This window comes from Pandoraea sp. CB10b_02 (assembly GCF_002216225.1).
Lineage (GTDB): Bacteria > Pseudomonadota > Gammaproteobacteria > Burkholderiales > Burkholderiaceae > Pandoraea > Pandoraea nosoerga.
This window is the reverse complement of sequence record NZ_NJGW02000009.1, coordinates 109428-127265: the sequence shown is the minus strand read 5'-3', so window position 1 is coordinate 127265 and position 17838 is coordinate 109428. Positions and strand designations below refer to the sequence as shown.

Sequence of the window (17838 nt, the reverse complement as noted above, 5' to 3'; positions counted from 1 at the left end):
GACAAGCCGTTCATAACCAAAACAGTCAACACGGACAGACAAGCCATAGGGCGGAGTCACATCATGAATTTCCAGCAATTGCGCTACGTGCGCGAAGCAGTCCGGCAGAACCTGAACCTCACCGAGGCTGCCAGCGCGCTCTACACCTCGCAGTCGGGCGTGAGCAAGCAGATCAAAGACCTCGAGGACGAACTCGGCGTGGACGTGTTCGTGCGTCGCGGCAAGCGCCTTACGGGCCTCACGGAGCCGGGCAAGGCCGTGCTGCAGCTCATCGAGCGCATGCTGCTCGACGCCGAGAACCTGCGTCGCGTCGCGCGCCAGTTCGCCGATCAGGACAGCGGTCATCTGGTGGTCGCCACCACCCACACGCAAGCACGCTACGCGCTGCCGCAGGTCATCAAGCAGTTCACGAGCGTGTACCCGAAGGTGCATCTCGCGCTGCGCCAGGGCAGCCCGCGCCAGATCGCGCAGATGGTCATCGACGGCGAGGCCGACATCGGCATCACGACCGAGGCGCTCGACCGCTTCCCCGACATCGTGACCTTCCCGTGCTATTCGTGGCACCACGTGGCCGTGGTACCGAAGGAGCATCCGCTCGTCGGACGCGAGAACGTGACGCTCGCCGACATCGCCGAATACCCGATCATCACGTATGACGGCGACTTCACGGGCCGCTCGCACGTCGACAAGGCGTTCCAGGATCAGGGGCTCGTGCCCGACATCGTGCTCACCGCCCTCGATACGGACGTCATCAAGACATACGTCGAGCTGGGACTCGGCGTGGGAATCGTGGCCGCAATGGCGGTCGATCCGCGCAAGGACCAGGATCTGGCCGTGCTCGAGCTGGACAACGCCTTCGAGCCGAGCACCACGCGCATCGGGTTGCGCCGCGGGGCGTTCCTGCGCTCCTACGCATATCGCTTCATCGAGATGCTCGCTCCGGCGCTCAAGGAACAGGACATCTCGACGCAGCTTCGCGAAGCGCTCGAATTTGCAGCCTGAACTTCGCTGCCCGAGTTCGCTGCCCGAATTCGCTGCCCGAATTCGCTGCATCAAGTTCGCGTGCCGACTTGCGCGAGCTCACGGCCATGCCCGGGCTGCGCCGGCAGTGCCGGACACGACATCGTCATGACGCCGGCGGCGGTTTCGCCGCCCGGCGCAATCGCTTGTTTCAGCGGCATTTTCTAGCGGCTTTTTTCGGCGATTGGGAAGCGCGGCAGTATTGGATACAATCGCTGGCATGACCTTGACCACTTTCCATCCGACGCCTCACTACGCCGTGCCGGCAGGCGATCTGCCGCGCATTGCGCTGCTCGCCACGGGCGGCACGATTGCGGGAAGCGCGGCCGACGCCACCCGCACGGCTGGCTATCAGGCCGGCGCGCTCGGCATCCAGGATCTGCTCGCGGCGGTGCCCGCGCTGGGCAGCATTGCGCACATCCATGCGGAACAGGTCGCGCAGATCGACAGCAAGGACATGAGCGTGGCGCTCTGGCAAAAGCTGGCCGCGCGCGTCAATGCCTTGCTGGCGCAGCCCGATGTGGCGGGCGCGGTCATCACGCATGGCACCGACACGCTCGAAGAGACGGCCTACTACCTGCATCTGACCGTCAACAGCCGCAAGCCCGTGGTGTTCACGGCGGCGATGCGCCCGGCAACGGCGCTGTCTGCCGACGGCCCGCTCAACCTGCTCAATGCGGTGCGCGTGGCGACCGATCCGATTTCGGTCGGACGCGGCGTGATGGTGGCCATCAACAACCAGATCCACTGTGCGCGCGACGTCGTCAAGACGAGCACCTACAAGGTCGACGCGTTTCACTCGCCCGAGATCGGCGTGCTGGGGTGGGTGCAGGACGAGCGCGTGGCGTTCCAGCGCGCGGCCATGCAGTACCACACGGTCGAGAGCGAGTTCGTCGGCCTGTCGGGCGAGCTGCCTGCCGTGGAGGTGGTGTCGAGCTATGCGGGCGTCTCGCGCATCGCCGTCGACGCCCTCGTCGAGGCGGGCGTACAGGGTATCGTGGTGGCGGGCACGGGCAACGGCTCGCTGCACTCGCAGCTGCAGCAGGCGCTCGCCGAGGCGGTGCAGCGCGGCGTGACCGTGGTGCGCGCCTCGCGCGTGGGCAGCGGTCACGTCATGCACAACGGCGCGGCGCCCGACGATCAGTACGGTTTCGTAAGCGCAGGCAACCTGCATCCGTTCAAGGCGCGCGTATTGCTGATGCTCGCGCTTCAGGCCGGCGTGCCGCGCGAGCGCATGCAGAGCCTTTTCGACGAATACTGAGACGACCGTCGTCTTTGGCCGCCGCGTTCTGGCGGGGGGCAAAAAAATACGGCGCGAGTCATTCGACTGGCGCCGTCACGATCGGCAGCGCGCCGCCCGTTCTCGGGCAGGCCGTCCTGGCCGTCTTCCGGTCCTCTCAACTCCCGTGCCGACGGCTTTGCCGGTCATGCGGCCGCCGTTTCTCGGTCTTCTCGCGAACTACCCGGTGAGCCGGCGTTTCCCTGTCGCGCAAGTCATGCCGATAGGGAAACGCCGCGTGATGCGTCTCCGACGGTGGGCCTCAGGCGACCGTGTGGTTGGCGAGCATTTCCAGCGCGCGCACCATGCCCGAGTGATCCCACGCGGCGCCGCCGTTGGCGGCGCAAGCGTTGAACAGCTCCTGGCAGGTAGCCGTGTTCGGCAGCGACACGCCCAGCGCCTTCGCGCTTTGCAGCGCGAGGTTCAGATCCTTCTGGTGCAGTGCGATGCGGAAGCCCGGCTCGAAATTGCGCTTGACCATGCGCTCGCCATGCACTTCGAGAATCCGCGACGAGGCAAAGCCGCCCATCAGCGCCTCGCGCACCTTGGCCGGATCGGCGCCCGCCTTCGATGCGAAGAGCAGCGCTTCGCCCACGGCTTCGATGGTGAGTGCCACCACGATCTGGTTGGCGACCTTGCAGGTCTGGCCCGCACCGTTCTCGCCCACGAGGGTGATGTTCTTGCCCATCAGTTCGAAGAACGGCTTGACGTCGTCGAACGCGGCCTGCGAGCCGCCGACCATGATCGACAGCGTGGCGGCCTTCGCGCCGACTTCACCGCCCGAGACCGGCGCGTCCAGATACTCGCAGCCCAGCGCCTTGATCTTCTTGGCGTATTCCTTCGTTTCGATCGGCGAGATCGAGCTCATGTCGACGACGATCTTGCCTGCGCTCAGGCCCTCGGCCAGGCCGTCCTGACCGAACAGCACCGCGCCCACGTCCGGCGTGTCCGGCACCATCACGAAGACGATGTCGGCGCGCTTGGCGACTTCCTTGGCCGACGTGCAGACCGTAGCCTGGCCGTCGATGAGCTCCTGCGGGGGCGTGCGGCGCTCATACAGGAACAGCTTGTGGCCGGCGTTTTGCAAATGCTTCGCCATCGGCGCGCCCATGATGCCCAGACCAATGAAACCGAGTTGTGCCATTTCGAGACTCCTTGTTGCCAAAGTTTGATGTTGGGGTGTGCCGGCGATGTCGCGAACCGGGCAGGGCGGCGACACGACTGTCGCCATCGTCCCCGTGCTCCGGCCGCATGCCCCCTGCATGCGGCCGGCGGGGCCCTCCTCGTCGAAACACCGTCGGCCGGCGTGCCGTCCTGCGCGCGCACGCCGTCATGTCTTGCTGCCTGTCGCTAGGGGGAGCGACGCGCGGGTCCTGCGTGTGCGCAGGCCTGTGCCCGCCGTGGTCCGAGAGACTCGGGCCGCTAAGACCCAGGCCGCTTGGACTCAGGCCGCTAAGATTCAGGCCGCTTCACGCAGGCCCGCGGCCTTGAACCAGCCCAGGCCCTCGGTCGTGGTGGTCGCGGGTTTGTACTCGCAGCCGATCCAGCCGCCGTAGCCGATGCGATCGAGGAACGCGAACAGGTAGGCGTAGTTGATCTCGCCCGTGCCCGGCTCGTTGCGGCCCGGGTTGTCCGCGAGCTGCACGTGGGCGATGCGCGCCAGATTCGTCTCGAGGGTCTTGGCGAGCTCGCCTTCCATGCGTTGCATGTGATAGATGTCGTACTGCAGGAACAGGTTGTCCGAGCCGACCTCGTCGAAGATCTCCAGCGCCTGCTTCGTGCGATTCACGAAGAAGCCGGGAATGTCGTATGTGTTGATCGGCTCGACGAGCAGGCGAATGCCTTCGGCCTTGAGCGCATCGGCGGCGAAGCGCAGGTTGCCCACGAGCGTCTCGCGTGCGGCCTGCGTCGACAGATCCGCACCTTGCTTGCCCACGAGGCAATTGAGCTGCTTCACGCCGAGTGCCTTGGCATAGGTGATCGCTTCGCCAACGCCGTCGCGGAATTCGGCGACACGGTCGGGGAAGATCGCGATGCCGCGCTCGCCGGCATCCCAGTTGCCCGCCGGCAGGTTGTGCAGCACGAGGTCGAGCTGGTACTGGTTGAGCTTGTCCGCGATCTGGTCGCGATGGAACGCGTATGGGAACAGGAATTCCACGCCGCGAAAGCCGGCTGCGGCGGCCGCCTTGAAGCGGTCGAGGAACGGCACCTCGTTGAACAGCATGGTCAGGTTGGCGGCAAATTTCGGCATTGCACTGACTCCTCTCTCTTTTTTTAGGGGGTGGTTTCGACGATTTCGAAGCAGGGTGAGACGGCGTGCTGCAAAGCGTCTCGGGGTCTTGCAAGGATTGCGGGGCGCGAACTTTGGCCGGTCACGGGGTCTAGTCGCAGCCGGAGGGGACGCACACGCCCCGCAAACCGGTCTCGCGGGTGCCGCGCTCAGGCGGTCACTGCGTTGTCTTCCTCCACCACGTCGATGATTTCCTCGAACTCATTGACGTTGTCGATTTCCGTGCCCATCGCGATGTTGGTCACACGCTCGAGAATCACTTCCACGATCACCGGCACCGAGAACTCGGCCATCAGCTTGCGGGCCTGGGCGAACGCGGGCTGGATGTCGTTCGGCTCGAATACGCGGATTGCCTTCACGCCGAGGCCTTCGGCGACCTTCACGTGGTCCACGCCGTAGCCGTTTACTTCCGGCGAGTTCACGTTTTCGAACGCGAGCTGCACGCAGTAGTCCATGTCGAAGTTGCGCTGCGCTTGACGGATCAGGCCCAGGTACGAGTTGTTCACCACGACGTGGATGTAGGGCACCTTGAACTGCGCGGCCACGGCCAGTTCTTCGATCATGAACTGGAAGTCGTAGTCGCCCGAGATCGCCACGACGTCCGACGAGGGCGATGCGACCTTGGCGCCGATCGCGGCGGGCACGGTCCAGCCGAGCGGGCCGGCCTGACCGCAATTGATCCAGTGACGCGGCTTGTTCACGTGCAGGAACTGCGCGGCGGCGATCTGCGACAGGCCGATGGTCGACACGTAGCGCACGTCACGGCCGAAGAACGCGTTCATTTCCTGGTACACGCGCTGCGGCTTGATCGGCACCTGGTCGAAGTCCGTGCGGCGCAGCATGGTGCGCTTGCGCTTCTGGCACTCGGCCACCCATTGCGAGCGGTCCGGCAGACGGCCAGCTGCCTTGAGTTCCCTGGCCACTTCGACGAACAGCGTGAGCGCAGCCTTGGCGTCGGAGACGATGCCGTAGTCCGGGCCGAACACGCGGCCGATCTGGGTCGGCTCGATGTCGACGTGCACGAACTTGCGGCCCTTCGTGAAGACGTCGATGCTGCCGGTGTGGCGGTTTGCCCAGCGGTTGCCGATGCCCATCACGAAGTCGGAGGCGAGCATGGTGGCATTGCCGAAGCGGTGCGAGGTCTGCAGGCCGACCATGCCCGCCATGAGCGGATGGTCGTCCGCGATGGTGCCCCAGCCCATGAGCGTGGGCACGACCGGCACGTTGACCGTCTCGGCGAATTCGACGAGCAGGTCGGCCGCGTCGGCATTGATCACGCCGCCGCCCGAGACGATGAGCGGGCGCTCCGAGGCGATCAGCATCTGGATGGCCTTCTCGATCTGGGCGCGCGTGGCGGCGGGCTTGTAGACCGGCAGCGGCTCGTAAGTCTGCGGATCGAAGTCGATCTCGGCGACCTGCACGTCGAACGGCAGATCGATGAGCACCGGACCCGGGCGGCCCGAGCGCATGAGGTGAAACGCCTGCTGGAACACGCGCGGCACGAGCGCGGGCTCGCGCACCGTGACCGCCCACTTGGTGACCGGCTTGGCGATCGACTCGATGTCGACGGCCTGGAAGTCTTCCTTGTACAGGCGGGCGCGCGGCGCCTGACCCGTGATGCACAGGATGGGGATCGAATCGGCCCAGGCCGAGTACAGGCCCGTGATCATGTCCGTGCCGGCCGGGCCCGAGGTGCCGATGCAAACGCCGATGTTGCCCGCCTCGGCGCGCGTGTAGCCTTCGGCCATGTGCGAGGCGCCCTCGACGTGGCGTGCGAGCACGTGCTCGACGCTGCCCGCCTTGCGCAGGGCCGAGTAGAACGGGTTGATGGCGGCGCCGGGCACACCGAATGCGGTCGTGATGCCTTCCTTCTCGAGCACTCGGACGGCGGCCTCTACGGCGGTCATCTTGGCCATGTGACTCCTCCAATGGGTAATGGGTAGCTATGTTGGGATATGGACGTTGGAGCCAACTGTAAGCCGGTACGATTTGTTTGATAAGATCACAAAAGATCGTTTTTTTAAGAACAAAAAGTATCGAATGGAGACGCGATGGACCGTTACAAGCAGATCGAAACCTTCGTGCAGGTCGCGGAAGCGGGCAGTCTGGCCGCCGCCGCGCTCAAGGAGGGCGTGTCGCCGGTGATCCTCGGGCGGCGCATCGACGCTCTCGAAAAGCGGCTCGGCATCAAGCTCATGTACCGCTCGACGCGCCGCCTGGCGCTCTCGGAGGAGGGCGGCGCTTTCCTGGAGCGGTGCAAGCAGTTGCTGGGCGACTGGGAGATGGCGGAAAACGAGATCAGCGCGGGACGTCACGCGGTGTCGGGGCACCTGATCGTGTCGGCGCCGGCGGCATTCGGCCGCAAGCATGTGGCGCCGCACGCGCCCGCCTTCCTGCGCCAGCACCCGGACGTGCAGATCTCGTTCAATCTCACCGATCGTGTGGTCGACATCGTGCGCGAGGGCTACGACATGGGCATTCGCATCGGCGGCTCGGTCGATCCGAACTTCGTCGCCGTGAAGCTCGCCCAGAACCGGCGCGTGGTGTGCGGCACGCCCGCATACTTCGCCCGCCACGGCCGTCCCAGGACGCTGGAAGACCTCGCCAGGCACAATTGCCTGGCGTTCAACCTGCAGGGCGGCCAGCAGCGCGGCTGGTACTTCAAGCGTCAGGGCAAGCTCGTGACGATCCGCGTAGCTGGCAATCTCGACTGCAACGACGGCGAGCTGCTGCACCGCTGGGCGCTCGAAGGGCTCGGGCTGGGGTGGCGCTCAACGTGGGAAATCCAGCGCGAGCTGCTCTCCGGCGAGCTCGAAACGGTGCTCGACGAGTACGCGCTGCCCGACTACGACATCCTCGCCGTGTACCCGCAGCAACGCTTCCAGCCGGCGCGCGTGCGGCTTTTCATCGAGCAGCTGCGCCAGATCTACGCGCGCCCTAACTACTGGCTGGAGAACGCCTGAGGGGCGGGCGGGAAGCCACGGGGCAAGAGGAGACAAGAGGGGGCAAGGCCGCCGACCGGCCGTGCACGCTGGCACCGATAGGGCGGGAGTTGATGATCGACATGAAATCCGCTAGAATCGCGGGTTCTGCAACCTTGCTGCACTGGTTCTGACGCCCAGGCAGCTTTGCCCATAAGGAGCTCACATGCGTCATTACGAAATCGTATTCATCGTTCACCCCGATCAAAGCGAGCAAGTGCCTGCGATGATCGAGCGCTACAAGGGCATGGTGACGGCCAAGGCTGGCCAGATCCACCGCGTCGAAGACTGGGGCCGCCGTCAACTGGCCTACATGATCGAGAAGCTGGCCAAGGCTCACTACGTGTGCATGAACATCGAGTGCGACCAGGAAACCCTGGACGAACTCGAGCACGCCTTCAAGTTCAACGACGCCGTGCTGCGCCACCTGGTGGTCCGCATGAAGAAGGCCGAGACGGCCCCGTCGCCGATGATGAAGGAAGTGGCCCGCGAAGAAGCCAAGAAGGCTGCCGCGACGCCCGCCACCGAAGCCGCTGCTTCGTAAGTCGCGCACCGGAACGCATCAGGGTGTCAACGGATACGTCGACCACGTGAATCGCTTGCGGCTCGAGGCCAGCATCGCCGAAATCGGCACGCTGCGCTATACCCCGGCCGGACTTCCCGTGATCGATGTCACGCTGACGCACGAGGGAACAGTCGAAGAGGCGGGCGTACCCCGTCAGACCGAGTTCTCGATACCGGCGGTTGCGATCGGTCCCATCAGTGCCAAGGTCACGGCGCTGGGACTCGGGAGACCGGCCCAGTGGGCGGGGTTCCTGGCCAAGAAGCATCGCAATAGCCGCACCCTGGTGTTTCACATCACAGCATTGCAAGAATTTGAAAAGGATTGTTGAACATGCCGCGTCCTAACGGTAAAAACAAGAAGTTTGATCGTCGCCGTCAACAGCAGAACCCGCTGTTCAAGCGCAAGAAGTTCTGCCGCTTCACCGTTGCCGGTGTCGAGCAGATCGATTACAAGGATGTCGAAACGCTGAAGGACTTCATCGGCGACAACGGCAAGATCACCCCCGCTCGTCTGACGGGCACGAAGGCGCACTACCAGCGCCAGCTCGATACGGCCATCAAGCGCGCGCGTTTCCTGGCGCTGCTGCCGTACACCGATCTGCACGGTGCTTAATCGCCGGTCGACGAAGGAGAATAGATAATGCAAGTGATTCTGCTGGAAAAGGTCGTCAATCTGGGTAACCTGGGCGACATCGTGAAGGTCAAGGACGGTTTCGCACGTAACTACCTGATCCCGACCAAGCTGGCTCGCCGTGCCACCAAGGACGCCATCGCCGAATTCGAAGTTCGCCGCGCCGAGCTGGAAAAGGCTGCCGCCGAGAAGCTGGCTGCCGCGCAAGCCGAAGGCGAAAAGCTGGCTGGCCTGACCGTTCAGATCTCGCAGAAGGCCGGTGTCGACGGCCGTCTGTTCGGTTCGGTCACCAACTACGACATCGCCGAAGCCCTGAACGGCCAAGGTTTCAAGATCGAGAAGATGCAGGTGCGCCTGCCGAACGGTCCGCTCAAGACCGTGGGCGACTTCCCGGTCCAAGTGGCCCTGCACACGGACGTCGTCGTCGACGTGAACGTGTCGGTGCTGGGCGAGCACGCCTAAGTCGCATCCGCGTCAGCTTCCCGACGCGAATAAAAAGGACGGAAGTCGGGTCTACCGGCTTCCGTTTTTTTATGTCTGCCTGTCTCAAAGCCTTCCGATGCGGCAGCTTGTCACGCAAGCACGGATTACACTGATCAACGCCGACCGCCTCCCGGTTGCGCGCCGTCCCACGTTAGTCTCGTTCGATAGCTCCGCCTTATGTTGCCTCCAGGGAAACTACTGAGCAAACCACGTTCGGAAAAATCGTCTCGCAAGCGGGAATATGCCGGTTCGGACCGCGATCGCGGGAACGGTATAATGCCCGGCATGAACGCGCCCGATCCCCAGCTCGATTCGCTAAAAGTGCCGCCGCACTCCATCGAGGCGGAGCAGTCCGTGCTCGGCGGGCTGCTGCTCGATAACAGCGCCTGGGATCGTATCGGCGACTTCGTGTCCGAGTCGGACTTCTACCGCTACGACCACCGGCTGATCTACCAGCACATCGGTCGCCTGATTTCCTCCGATCGTCCCGCGGACGTCATCACCGTCTTCGAATCGCTGTCGAGCGCCGGCAAGGGCGAAGAGGTGGGCGGACTCGCCTATCTCAACGCGCTGGCGCAGAACACGCCGAGCGCGGCCAACATTCGCCGTTACGCCGAGATCGTGCGCGACCGTGCGGTGCTGCGCAAGCTTGTCACGGTAGCCGACGAGATCGCCTCCGACGCCTTCAATCCGCAGGGCAAGGAAGTGCGCCAGATGCTCGACGAGGCCGAGGCCAAGGTCTTCGCGATCGCCGAGGAAGGCTCGCGTAGCTCGAGCGGCTTTCTCGAACTCCAGCCGCTGCTCACGCAGGTGGTCGAGCGCATCGACGAACTCTATCACCGCGAGGGCGGCAGCGACATCACCGGCATTCCGACCGGCTTCGTCGATCTCGATCGCATGACCTCGGGCTTCAATGGCGGCGATCTGATCATCGTGGCGGGCCGCCCGTCGATGGGCAAAACGACCTTCTCGATGAACATCGGCGAGCACATCGCCGTGGAAGAGGGGCTGCCCGTCGCCGTGTTTTCGATGGAAATGCCGGGCACGCAGCTGGCCATGCGTATGCTGGGCTCGGTCGGGCGTCTGGATCAGCATCGCCTGCGCACGGGCAAGCTGATCGACGAAGACTGGCCGAAGCTCACGCATGCGATGCAGAAGATGAACGAGACGCAGTTGTTCGTCGACGAGACGCCTGCGCTCAACCCGATGGAGCTGCGCGCACGGGCTCGCCGCCTGGCGCGCCAGTGCGGCAAGCTGGGGCTGATCATCATCGATTACCTGCAGCTCATGAGCGGCTCGGGCGGGGGCGAGAACCGCGCGACCGAGATTTCCGAAATCTCGCGTTCGCTCAAGGGCCTCGCCAAAGAGCTGAACGTGCCGGTCATTGCGCTCTCGCAGCTCAACCGCAGTCTGGAGCAGCGTCCGAACAAGCGCCCCGTGATGTCAGACTTGCGCGAATCGGGCGCTATCGAACAGGATGCCGACATCATCCTGTTCATCTATCGCGACGAAGTCTACAACCCCGATACGCCCGACAAGGGCACGGCCGAGATCATTATCGCGAAGCAGCGTAACGGTCCGATCGGTCACGTGCGTCTGGCGTTCATCGGGGCCTATACGAAGTTCGACAATCTGGCCGGTCCGCAGTACTGATACGCAAATTTTTGCCTGTGCCCATCGGCGTGCGGCGGCGCACGCCCGCACAGGGTAGAATGTGACGTTTTTGTGTCGACCCGTCCCCTCTCAATACCCGGAGTTTTCCAATAATGTTCGGTCGCTTCATGCCCACCGAGGGCAAGTTCTTTGAGCTGTTCAACCAGCATGCGGCATGCATGGTTGCCGGCAGTCGCGAGCTGTCTGCCATGCTCAACGATCTGCCCAATGCCGAGGCACGCACCGTCGCCGTGCAGAACAACGAGAAGAAAGCGGATCGCATCACGCACGAGACCATCGACCTGATGCACAAGACGTTCATCACGCCGTTCGATCGCGACGAGATCCACAAGTTGATCAGCACGATGGACGACATCCTGGACCTGATGGAAGACGTCGCCACGGCCGTCTGGATGTACGACATCAAGCGCGTGCCGGCCGAGGCCCGCACGCTCGGCGAGATCTGCGTGAAGTGCTGCGAGCGCGTGCAAAGCACCGTGGCGCTGCTGGGTGACATGGACCGGGCGCGCGAGATCCTCAAACTGTGCGAAGAGATCGACGGACTCGAGTCGGAAGCCGACCGTCTGCTGCGCGCCTCGCTCTCCAAGCTGTTCCGCGAAGAGGCCGACGTGAAGGAGCTCATCAAGCAGAAGGCCGTGTCGGAATTGCTCGAGTCGGTGACCGACAAGTGCGAGGACGTTGCCAACATCATCGAAGGCATTGTGCTGGAAAACGCCTGAGCGCCCGAGCGGAGATTTTCGATGGCAACGCTGCACATCAGCCTTTGGCTGGTCGGACTGCTGGTCGCGCTGGCGCTCCTGTTCGACTTCATGAACGGCTTTCACGACGCCGCCAACTCCATCGCCACGGTGGTGTCGACGGGCGTGCTCAAGCCGCACCAGGCGGTGGCTTTCGCCGCCATGTTCAATATCATCGCGCTGTTCATCTTTCACCTGAAAGTGGCCGCGACGGTGGGCAAGGGCACGGTTCACCCGGAGATCGTCGATCACTACGTGATTTTCGGCGCGCTCGTCGGGGCGATCGCCTGGAACATCATCACGTGGTACTACGGTATTCCGTCAAGCTCGTCGCATGCGCTGATCGGCGGCCTGGTCGGCGCGGCGGTGGCCAAGGCGGGCACCGGCTCGCTCGTGGCGAGCGGCCTGCTGCAGACCGTGGCCTTCATTTTCGTGTCGCCGCTGCTCGGCTTCGTGCTCGGTTCGTTCTTCATGCTCGTGGTGTCGTGGCTGTGCTTTCGCACGCCGCCCGCCCGCGTGGACCGCTGGTTCCGCCGCCTGCAACTGGTTTCGGCCGGCATGTACAGCCTCGGGCATGGCGGTAACGACGCGCAGAAGACCATCGGCATCATCTGGATGCTGCTGATCGCCGCCGGACTGTGGCCGCAGCAGGCCGCCGAGCCGCCGCTGTGGGTGATCGTCGGCTGCTATCTGGCCATTGGTCTGGGCACCATGTTCGGCGGCTGGCGCATCGTGCGCACGATGGGACAGAAGATCACCAAGCTCAAGCCGGTGGGCGGTTTCTGTGCCGAGACGGGCGGTGCCTTCACGCTGTTCTTCGCCTCGTGGCTCGGCGTGCCGGTGTCGACGACGCACACGATTACGGGCGCCATCGTTGGCGTCGGCGCGACGCAGAAGCTCTCGGCCGTGCGCTGGGGCGTGGCGGGCAACATCGTATGGGCGTGGATTTTGACGATCCCGGCTTCGGCTTTCATTGCCGCCATCGCCTGGTGGGTCGGCAAGCAGTTCCTATAACCCTGTCGGACGGTGGACCGTCCGGCGATCCTCAGACTCCGGAAAAAGCGGCTTCGGCCGCTTTTTTCATGCTCGACGTTCGCCCAGGTCCGCCGAGATTTCCCGCATGCCCACATTGAGCCGGGATATCGCCGCCATCGGGAGAATCAATTTCAATTTGTTAATGATATTGATTATCATTTGCATACGATATTCGACGAGCACCACAGGAGGCTGAGATGACCGCATTGTTCAACCATGCCTTGCGCCACCGCCCGCTGACCACGCTGATGGGCGTGGCGATCAACCTCGGCGGCGCCGCGAGCCTGCTGACCCACCTGCGTTAAGAAAACGCGGGAGCAAGGGAACGAGGGAACAAGGGAACGTGGGGCCACGGACAGGGCATGAAACACGCCAGACGCCGCGGGCGGCCGGCGTGTTTTACCTTTGGGAGCCTCACATGGAACTGTTGGCGAAGCGGGCGATGGGATCGTCGTCGGCCGCCAGGGACCCGTTCAGACGGGCCGTGCTGCTCGGCGGTGCGCTGGGCTGCGGTGTTTGGAGCGGCGAAGGCGTGGCGGCCGTCAGCGGCCGATTGGGCGAGTCCGCGACCGCGCTCACTGGTGCGCCGGGTAGCCCAGGCGGCGACATGGGCGACGACATGGGCGACGACATGGGCGACGGCGGGGCCCCTGGGGCCGGCGAGGCCGCCGACGGCTGGGTTTGCGCCACGTTGGCCGGTGCGGCGCGGTTCACATAGGTCGTATTGCCCGCCGGTGCCTTGTTCGCCGCCACGCGGCGGATACCGTCGATACGGCGCGCCCAATAAGGGACGTAGAGACTCTCCAGTCGCACCGTGCCGCCTGAGTTCGGCGCATGCACGAATTTCCCCTGGCCGACGTAGATGCCCACGTGCGAGTGGGCGCGCCCCGTCGTATTGAAGAAGATGAGGTCGCCGGAGGCGAGATCGTCGCGATCGAGGGACGTGCCGACACTGCTCATGTCGGCCGTCGTCCGCGGCAAGTTGACCCCGGCCGCGCGTGCAACGACATAGCGCACGAGACCGCTGCAGTCGAAACCGGAATCAGGCGTGTTGCCGCCATAGCGGTAGGGGATGCCCACGAGGCTCATCGCCTCGAGCGTGATCTCTTCCTGGCCGGCGCTGTTCTCGGGACCCATCGTGCGATTGCCATAGTTGGCGCTGCCACCCTGGCGGATCGACGGACCGGACGAGCATGCGGCAACCAGCAGCGTAATCGCGAGTGCCGCGGCACAGCGCGTCGACGAGCGCAGCCATTCTGGCGAGAGCGCAATGCTGCGGGCAGGGACGACGGGACGGCCGAAGGACCGGACGAAGGATCGTGGCATGCGGAGATGGCCCTGGATTCGCATGCGCCGAGTTTACGACGCTTGCCGCACGAATGCACCGCGGAAGTGCCGAAATACGGGCATTCTGTGGCATCGATGTCACAAATGCGCCGATTTTCGGGCGATTTTGCCGCTCAGGCGCCGTGGTCGCTGCATTCGCGGCCTGGCGATCATGAAAAACGGCGCCCGAAGGCGCCGTCGTCGAGAGGCCGTCAAGCCGCCGCGCTCAGAGAATCTCCGCGGCGTAATCGGCCAGACGCGAGCGTTCGCCGCGCGCGAGCGTGACGTGGCCGCTGTGACCCCAGCCCTTGAAGCGATCCACCACGTAGGTGAGGCCCGAGCTGCCTTCGGTCAGATACGGCGTGTCGATCTGCGCGATGTTGCCCAGACAGATCAGCTTCGTGCCGGGGCCGGCGCGCGTGACGAGCGTCTTCATCTGCTTCGGCGTGAGGTTCTGCGCCTCGTCGATGATGACGAACTTGTTCACGAACGTGCGACCGCGCATGAAGTTCATGCTCTTGACCTTGAGTCGCGAGCGAATCAGTTCCTGCGTGGCTGCACGGCCCCATTCGCCGGCGGAGTCGTCGGTCTTCTGCAGCACTTCGAGGTTGTCGTCAAAGGCGCCCATCCACGGCTGCATCTTCTCCTCCTCGGTGCCCGGCAGGAAGCCGATATCCTCACCGACGGGTACGGTCGCGCGCGTGATGATGATCTCGTTGTAGCGCTTTTCGTCGAGCGTCTGCGCCAGCCCGGCAGCGAGCGCGAGCAATGTCTTGCCCGTGCCGGCCTGACCGAGCAGGGTGATGAAGTCGACCTCGGGATTCATCAGCAAATTCAGCGCGAAGTTCTGCTCGCGGTTGCGCGCCGTAATGCCCCACACGTTGTTCTTGTGGTGCCCGTAGTCGCGCAGCGTTTGCAGCAGTGCCGTCTTGCCGTTGATCTCGCGGACCTGCGCATAGAAGGGCGCTTCGCCGTTGTTCGTCTCGAGATAGACGAACTGGTTGATGAGAAAACTCGAGCACAGCGGGCCGGTGATGCGGTAGAACGTCGTGCCGGTACGGTTGTCCTGCCAGCTCTCCATGCCCTTGCCGTGCTTCGTCCAGAAGTCCGGCGGCAGTGCCATCACGCCCGAGTAGAGCAGATCGCTGTCCTCGAGCACCTTGTCGTTGAAGTAGTCTTCGGCCGGCAGGCCGAGCGCATGCGCCTTGACGCGCATATTGATGTCTTTGGACACCAGCACGACCTGACGATCGCGGAACTTGTCCTGCAGCGCGCGCACGACGCCCAGAATCTGGTTGTCGGCCTTGCCCTGCGGCAAGCCCTCGAGCGGCGGTACTTCGGGCAGATCGGTCTGGAAGTACAGACGGCCCGTGGCGTCCTTGTTGCCGAGGCGGGACAGCGAAATGCCTTCCGCCATCGATTTCGTGCCGCTCTCCGCGACCAGTCCGTCGAGCGTGCGGCTGACCTGACGTGCATTGCGCGCCACTTCCGACATGCCCTTCTTGTGGTTGTCGAGCTCTTCCAACGTCATCATCGGCAGATAGACGTCGTGCTCCTCGAAGCGAAACAGGCTGCTCGGGTCGTGCATGAGCACGTTCGTGTCCAGCACGAAGAGCTTGGCCGGCTCCTGGTCCTTGTTGCGCGCACGTTTCGAACCGGCGCCCTGAGCCGTCGTCTTCACGGATTTGAGCGGCGCGGCGGCGCCATTCGAACCGGCAGGCGCGGGCGATTGCGGCGAACGTGCGACGGGCGACGGCTGTGCTGCAGTCTGCGTCACCGCGGGTGTCTTGGGAACGACCTTCAGGTCGGCCGTGCCGGCTGCGCCGGACGTGTCGCCCAGCGCGTGTTGTTCGGAAGAGGGGATCGGTTTCTTGGCCTCCGTGCGCGAAGGTTTGAGGCGAGTGGGGAATTGATCCGGGGCGAGCAGCGTGCCCGGTTTGGTCGGCGCCGATGGCAATGGCATAGATTTCCCGTTCAAGAAAACACAACACTACTCGGCCGGGACACACAGCGGCACAACACGTCCCGGCAACAAAAAAGCCGCCTGCCCGGACGCACCGGAGAGGCGGCTTGGCTGAAGGCGCCGCCTTGGCGACGCCTGCAATAGTCTCGTTCAATGCGCTTGATCATTACGGCCGACTATAACGTCTCTTGCCGTGCTTGTATAGCGTTGGATGTCCGCCCGGGCGGCGCTCGTGCAACACGCCGGCCGCCGCGCGGCGGGCGTCCCCGCGGGCCGCGCCGGGCAGGAAGACGCTTGGGCCTGGGCCCGTACCGCGTTCAGAGCGCCTGGACGGCGGCCAGCACTTCGCCCACGTGATCGGGCACGCGCACGCCGCGCCACTCCTTGCGCAGCACCCCCTTCTCGTCGATCACGAACGTGCTGCGCTCGATGCCGAGATGCTCCTTGCCATACAGTTTTTTCAGCTTGATGACACCGAACAGCCTGCACACCGCTTCGTCGGCGTCCGAGATGAGCGGGAAGGGCAGGCCGAGCTTTTTCTGGAAGTTCTCGTGCGAGCGCAGGCTGTCGCGCGACACGCCGACGATCTGCGCGCCAGCGGCCTGAAATTGCGCATAGCTGTCGCGAAAGTTCATGCCTTCCGTCGTACAGCCCGGCGTGTTGTCCTTCGGGTAGAAGTAGATCACCACTTTCTGGCCGCGATGCGCCTTGAGCGAAAAATCGCCGCCAGTGGCCGGTGCGGTGAAATCTGGCACGGCGGTGTCGATGGCTACCGTCACTATGGTCTCCTTGGATGGCCTTGCGAGGCCGGAACGGGGAAGCGGGTTGAGGGCAAGCAGGAGGCGGGCCGCCAGCGATTCAGGCCGCCGCACGGCGCTCGCCGCCCTCGAGAATCAGGTCGCCCGAGCGCCCCGGAATCTCTCCCCACACGACCGGGCGGGCCGGCAGCGAGGCGAGATCGAGCGACGCGTACAACTGGCCCATCGTCACCAGATCATGCCCCTGGCGGCGCCATCCGGCCAGCAACTGACGGAACAGCGGGGCGAGCTTCTGCCCTTCGAGCTCTGCGTGAAGCGTGAACACGTGATCTTGCGCCGGATCGCGGGTGAGGGCAAGCAGATGCTCGGCCACGCCGTTGGCATCGCGCCCGTCCACGCCGAGCAGTTCGTCGACGGTGGGCAGCGTCGTGGGCATCTGCACGTGTTGCAGACGCACGCCGTCGACGATCGGGTAATGCGGCGCCGTGCCGCGTCCGTCCGAGGCGTACTTCATGCCCCACGCGTCGATCTGGCGGAATGCGTCGTTGTTCATCTGCCAGCCGGCGGCGCCATGCGTGAGCGGCGGCGCGCCGAAAATCTGCGTGAAGCGGGCGTGCGCCTGCGACATCTGGCGTTGCGTCCACGCCGCGTCGCGCGTGCGCACGTTGTCCTGCCAGTAGGTGTGATCCCACGTGTGGATGCCGGTCTCGTGACCGGCGGCCTGCACGGTGCGCATGACGTCCGCGGCGCGCCGGCCAATGTCCGGGCCGGGCAGCAGCGTGCCGTACATGAGCGTCTTGAAGCCGTAGTGCTCGACCACCGACGTGCGCGAGACCTTCTTCAGAAAGCCGGGCCGGAAGACGCGCTTGAGCGCCCAGCCGGTGTGATCCGGTCCGAGACTGAACAGGAACGTCGCCTGCGCCTCATGCTCGGCGAGCGCGGCGAGCAAATTGGGCACGCCTTCGCGCGTGCCGCGCAGCGTGTCGACGTCGATCTTCAGGACAATCTTGGCCATGGCCGTCCTTGATGGCGGGTATCGGCGATGCGTTGTCCGATACCTTCGTTTCCGAGTCAAAAACGCCCGATGCGCCGAGGGC

General features: G+C 64.4%; 17 protein-coding genes. 10 read left to right on the top strand and 7 right to left on the bottom strand.

The window, feature by feature from the left end; translation table 11 throughout:
- Nucleotides 1–63: 63 nt before the first annotated feature.
- The gene (locus tag CDN36_RS11940) at nucleotides 64–1002 is read left to right on the top strand and encodes a CysB family HTH-type transcriptional regulator (RefSeq protein WP_039410720.1); all 939 of its coding nucleotides are present in this window, start codon (nucleotides 64–66) and stop codon (nucleotides 1000–1002) included.
- 238 nt (nucleotides 1003–1240) lie between these two features.
- Complete coding sequence (locus tag CDN36_RS11935) at nucleotides 1241–2281, top strand: asparaginase (RefSeq protein ID WP_150555945.1); 1041 nt, start codon at nucleotides 1241–1243, stop codon at nucleotides 2279–2281.
- 280 nt (nucleotides 2282–2561) lie between these two features.
- Here the strand turns inward: CDN36_RS11935 and glxR are convergent, their stop codons facing one another.
- The 3 genes from glxR to gcl form a co-directional block, all read right to left on the bottom strand.
- Complete coding sequence (gene glxR, locus CDN36_RS11930; RefSeq protein ID WP_277396696.1) at nucleotides 2562–3530, bottom strand: 2-hydroxy-3-oxopropionate reductase; 969 nt, start codon at nucleotides 3528–3530, stop codon at nucleotides 2562–2564.
- Between the two features lie 228 nt (nucleotides 3531–3758).
- Nucleotides 3759–4550: a hydroxypyruvate isomerase gene (hyi, locus tag CDN36_RS11925; protein ID WP_287496817.1), complete on the bottom strand. Its 792-nt coding sequence runs from the start codon at nucleotides 4548–4550 to the stop codon at nucleotides 3759–3761.
- A 188-nt stretch (nucleotides 4551–4738) separates the two neighbouring features.
- Nucleotides 4739–6505 (bottom strand): glyoxylate carboligase, encoded by a 1767-nt coding sequence (gene gcl / locus CDN36_RS11920; protein WP_150555942.1) that lies wholly within the window; start codon nucleotides 6503–6505, stop codon nucleotides 4739–4741.
- A gap of 135 nt (nucleotides 6506–6640) precedes the next feature.
- Between gcl and CDN36_RS11915 the strand changes: the two genes are divergently transcribed.
- The 8 genes from CDN36_RS11915 (at nucleotide 6641) to CDN36_RS11880 (ending at nucleotide 12673) form a co-directional block, all read left to right on the top strand.
- Entirely contained in the window at nucleotides 6641–7552 is a 912-nt protein-coding gene (locus CDN36_RS11915) for a LysR family transcriptional regulator (protein ID WP_150555941.1), read from the top strand.
- A gap of 184 nt (nucleotides 7553–7736) precedes the next feature.
- Nucleotides 7737–8114, top strand: a complete 378-nt coding sequence (gene rpsF, locus CDN36_RS11910) for a 30S ribosomal protein S6 (RefSeq protein ID WP_150555940.1) — start codon at nucleotides 7737–7739, stop codon at nucleotides 8112–8114.
- Between the two features lie 46 nt (nucleotides 8115–8160).
- On the top strand, nucleotides 8161–8463 hold the full coding sequence (gene priB, locus CDN36_RS11905) for a primosomal replication protein N (RefSeq protein WP_150555939.1): 303 nt from the start codon (nucleotides 8161–8163) through the stop codon (nucleotides 8461–8463).
- A gap of 2 nt (nucleotides 8464–8465) precedes the next feature.
- Nucleotides 8466–8747 carry a 30S ribosomal protein S18 gene (rpsR, locus tag CDN36_RS11900; protein WP_010803800.1) on the top strand — a complete coding sequence of 94 codons (282 nt, stop codon included), beginning with the start codon at nucleotides 8466–8468 and terminating at the stop codon, nucleotides 8745–8747.
- A gap of 27 nt (nucleotides 8748–8774) precedes the next feature.
- The gene (rplI, locus tag CDN36_RS11895; protein WP_150555938.1) at nucleotides 8775–9227 is read left to right on the top strand and encodes a 50S ribosomal protein L9; all 453 of its coding nucleotides are present in this window, start codon (nucleotides 8775–8777) and stop codon (nucleotides 9225–9227) included.
- A gap of 306 nt (nucleotides 9228–9533) precedes the next feature.
- Nucleotides 9534–10901: a replicative DNA helicase gene (locus CDN36_RS11890; protein ID WP_150556016.1), complete on the top strand. Its 1368-nt coding sequence runs from the start codon at nucleotides 9534–9536 to the stop codon at nucleotides 10899–10901.
- 113 nt (nucleotides 10902–11014) lie between these two features.
- Nucleotides 11015–11641 (top strand): DUF47 domain-containing protein, encoded by a 627-nt coding sequence (locus CDN36_RS11885; protein WP_150555937.1) that lies wholly within the window; start codon nucleotides 11015–11017, stop codon nucleotides 11639–11641.
- Between the two features lie 21 nt (nucleotides 11642–11662).
- Nucleotides 11663–12673: an inorganic phosphate transporter gene (locus tag CDN36_RS11880; protein ID WP_150555936.1), complete on the top strand. Its 1011-nt coding sequence runs from the start codon at nucleotides 11663–11665 to the stop codon at nucleotides 12671–12673.
- A 435-nt stretch (nucleotides 12674–13108) separates the two neighbouring features.
- On the opposite strand, the gene CDN36_RS11875 is transcribed toward CDN36_RS11880, so the two are convergent.
- The 4 genes from CDN36_RS11875 to CDN36_RS11860 form a co-directional block, all read right to left on the bottom strand.
- The gene (locus CDN36_RS11875) at nucleotides 13109–14020 is read right to left on the bottom strand and encodes a C40 family peptidase (protein ID WP_287496816.1); all 912 of its coding nucleotides are present in this window, start codon (nucleotides 14018–14020) and stop codon (nucleotides 13109–13111) included.
- Nucleotides 14021–14246: 226 nt separating this feature from the next.
- Nucleotides 14247–15983, bottom strand: coding sequence for a PhoH family protein (locus CDN36_RS11870; RefSeq protein ID WP_287496815.1), 1737 nt, complete (start codon nucleotides 15981–15983; stop codon nucleotides 14247–14249).
- A gap of 317 nt (nucleotides 15984–16300) precedes the next feature.
- Nucleotides 16301–16762: a peroxiredoxin gene (locus CDN36_RS11865; RefSeq protein WP_150555934.1), complete on the bottom strand. Its 462-nt coding sequence runs from the start codon at nucleotides 16760–16762 to the stop codon at nucleotides 16301–16303.
- A 79-nt stretch (nucleotides 16763–16841) separates the two neighbouring features.
- On the bottom strand, nucleotides 16842–17756 hold the full coding sequence (locus tag CDN36_RS11860) for a polysaccharide deacetylase family protein (protein WP_150555933.1): 915 nt from the start codon (nucleotides 17754–17756) through the stop codon (nucleotides 16842–16844).
- Nucleotides 17757–17838 lie beyond the last annotated feature (82 nt).

What these genes read in the sequence shown, in the direction of transcription:
- CDN36_RS11870 (WP_287496815.1), bottom strand. Translation starts at nt 15,983, where the DNA reads ATGCCATTGCCATCGGCGCCGACCAAACCGGGCACGCTGCTCGCCCCG.
- CDN36_RS11885 (WP_150555937.1), top strand. Translation starts at nt 11,015, where the DNA reads ATGTTCGGTCGCTTCATGCCCACCGAGGGCAAGTTCTTTGAGCTGTTC.
- CDN36_RS11915 (WP_150555941.1), top strand. Translation starts at nt 6,641, where the DNA reads ATGGACCGTTACAAGCAGATCGAAACCTTCGTGCAGGTCGCGGAAGCG.
- rpsF (WP_150555940.1), top strand. Translation starts at nt 7,737, where the DNA reads ATGCGTCATTACGAAATCGTATTCATCGTTCACCCCGATCAAAGCGAG.
- CDN36_RS11940 (WP_039410720.1), top strand. Translation starts at nt 64, where the DNA reads ATGAATTTCCAGCAATTGCGCTACGTGCGCGAAGCAGTCCGGCAGAAC.
- CDN36_RS11875 (WP_287496816.1), bottom strand. Translation starts at nt 14,020, where the DNA reads ATGCCACGATCCTTCGTCCGGTCCTTCGGCCGTCCCGTCGTCCCTGCC.
- CDN36_RS11860 (WP_150555933.1), bottom strand. Translation starts at nt 17,756, where the DNA reads ATGGCCAAGATTGTCCTGAAGATCGACGTCGACACGCTGCGCGGCACG.
- CDN36_RS11890 (WP_150556016.1), top strand. Translation starts at nt 9,534, where the DNA reads ATGAACGCGCCCGATCCCCAGCTCGATTCGCTAAAAGTGCCGCCGCAC.
- CDN36_RS11935 (WP_150555945.1), top strand. Translation starts at nt 1,241, where the DNA reads ATGACCTTGACCACTTTCCATCCGACGCCTCACTACGCCGTGCCGGCA.
- gcl (WP_150555942.1), bottom strand. Translation starts at nt 6,505, where the DNA reads ATGGCCAAGATGACCGCCGTAGAGGCCGCCGTCCGAGTGCTCGAGAAG.
- rpsR (WP_010803800.1), top strand. Translation starts at nt 8,466, where the DNA reads ATGCCGCGTCCTAACGGTAAAAACAAGAAGTTTGATCGTCGCCGTCAA.
- rplI (WP_150555938.1), top strand. Translation starts at nt 8,775, where the DNA reads ATGCAAGTGATTCTGCTGGAAAAGGTCGTCAATCTGGGTAACCTGGGC.
- CDN36_RS11880 (WP_150555936.1), top strand. Translation starts at nt 11,663, where the DNA reads ATGGCAACGCTGCACATCAGCCTTTGGCTGGTCGGACTGCTGGTCGCG.
- hyi (WP_287496817.1), bottom strand. Translation starts at nt 4,550, where the DNA reads ATGCCGAAATTTGCCGCCAACCTGACCATGCTGTTCAACGAGGTGCCG.
- glxR (WP_277396696.1), bottom strand. Translation starts at nt 3,530, where the DNA reads ATGGCGACAGTCGTGTCGCCGCCCTGCCCGGTTCGCGACATCGCCGGC.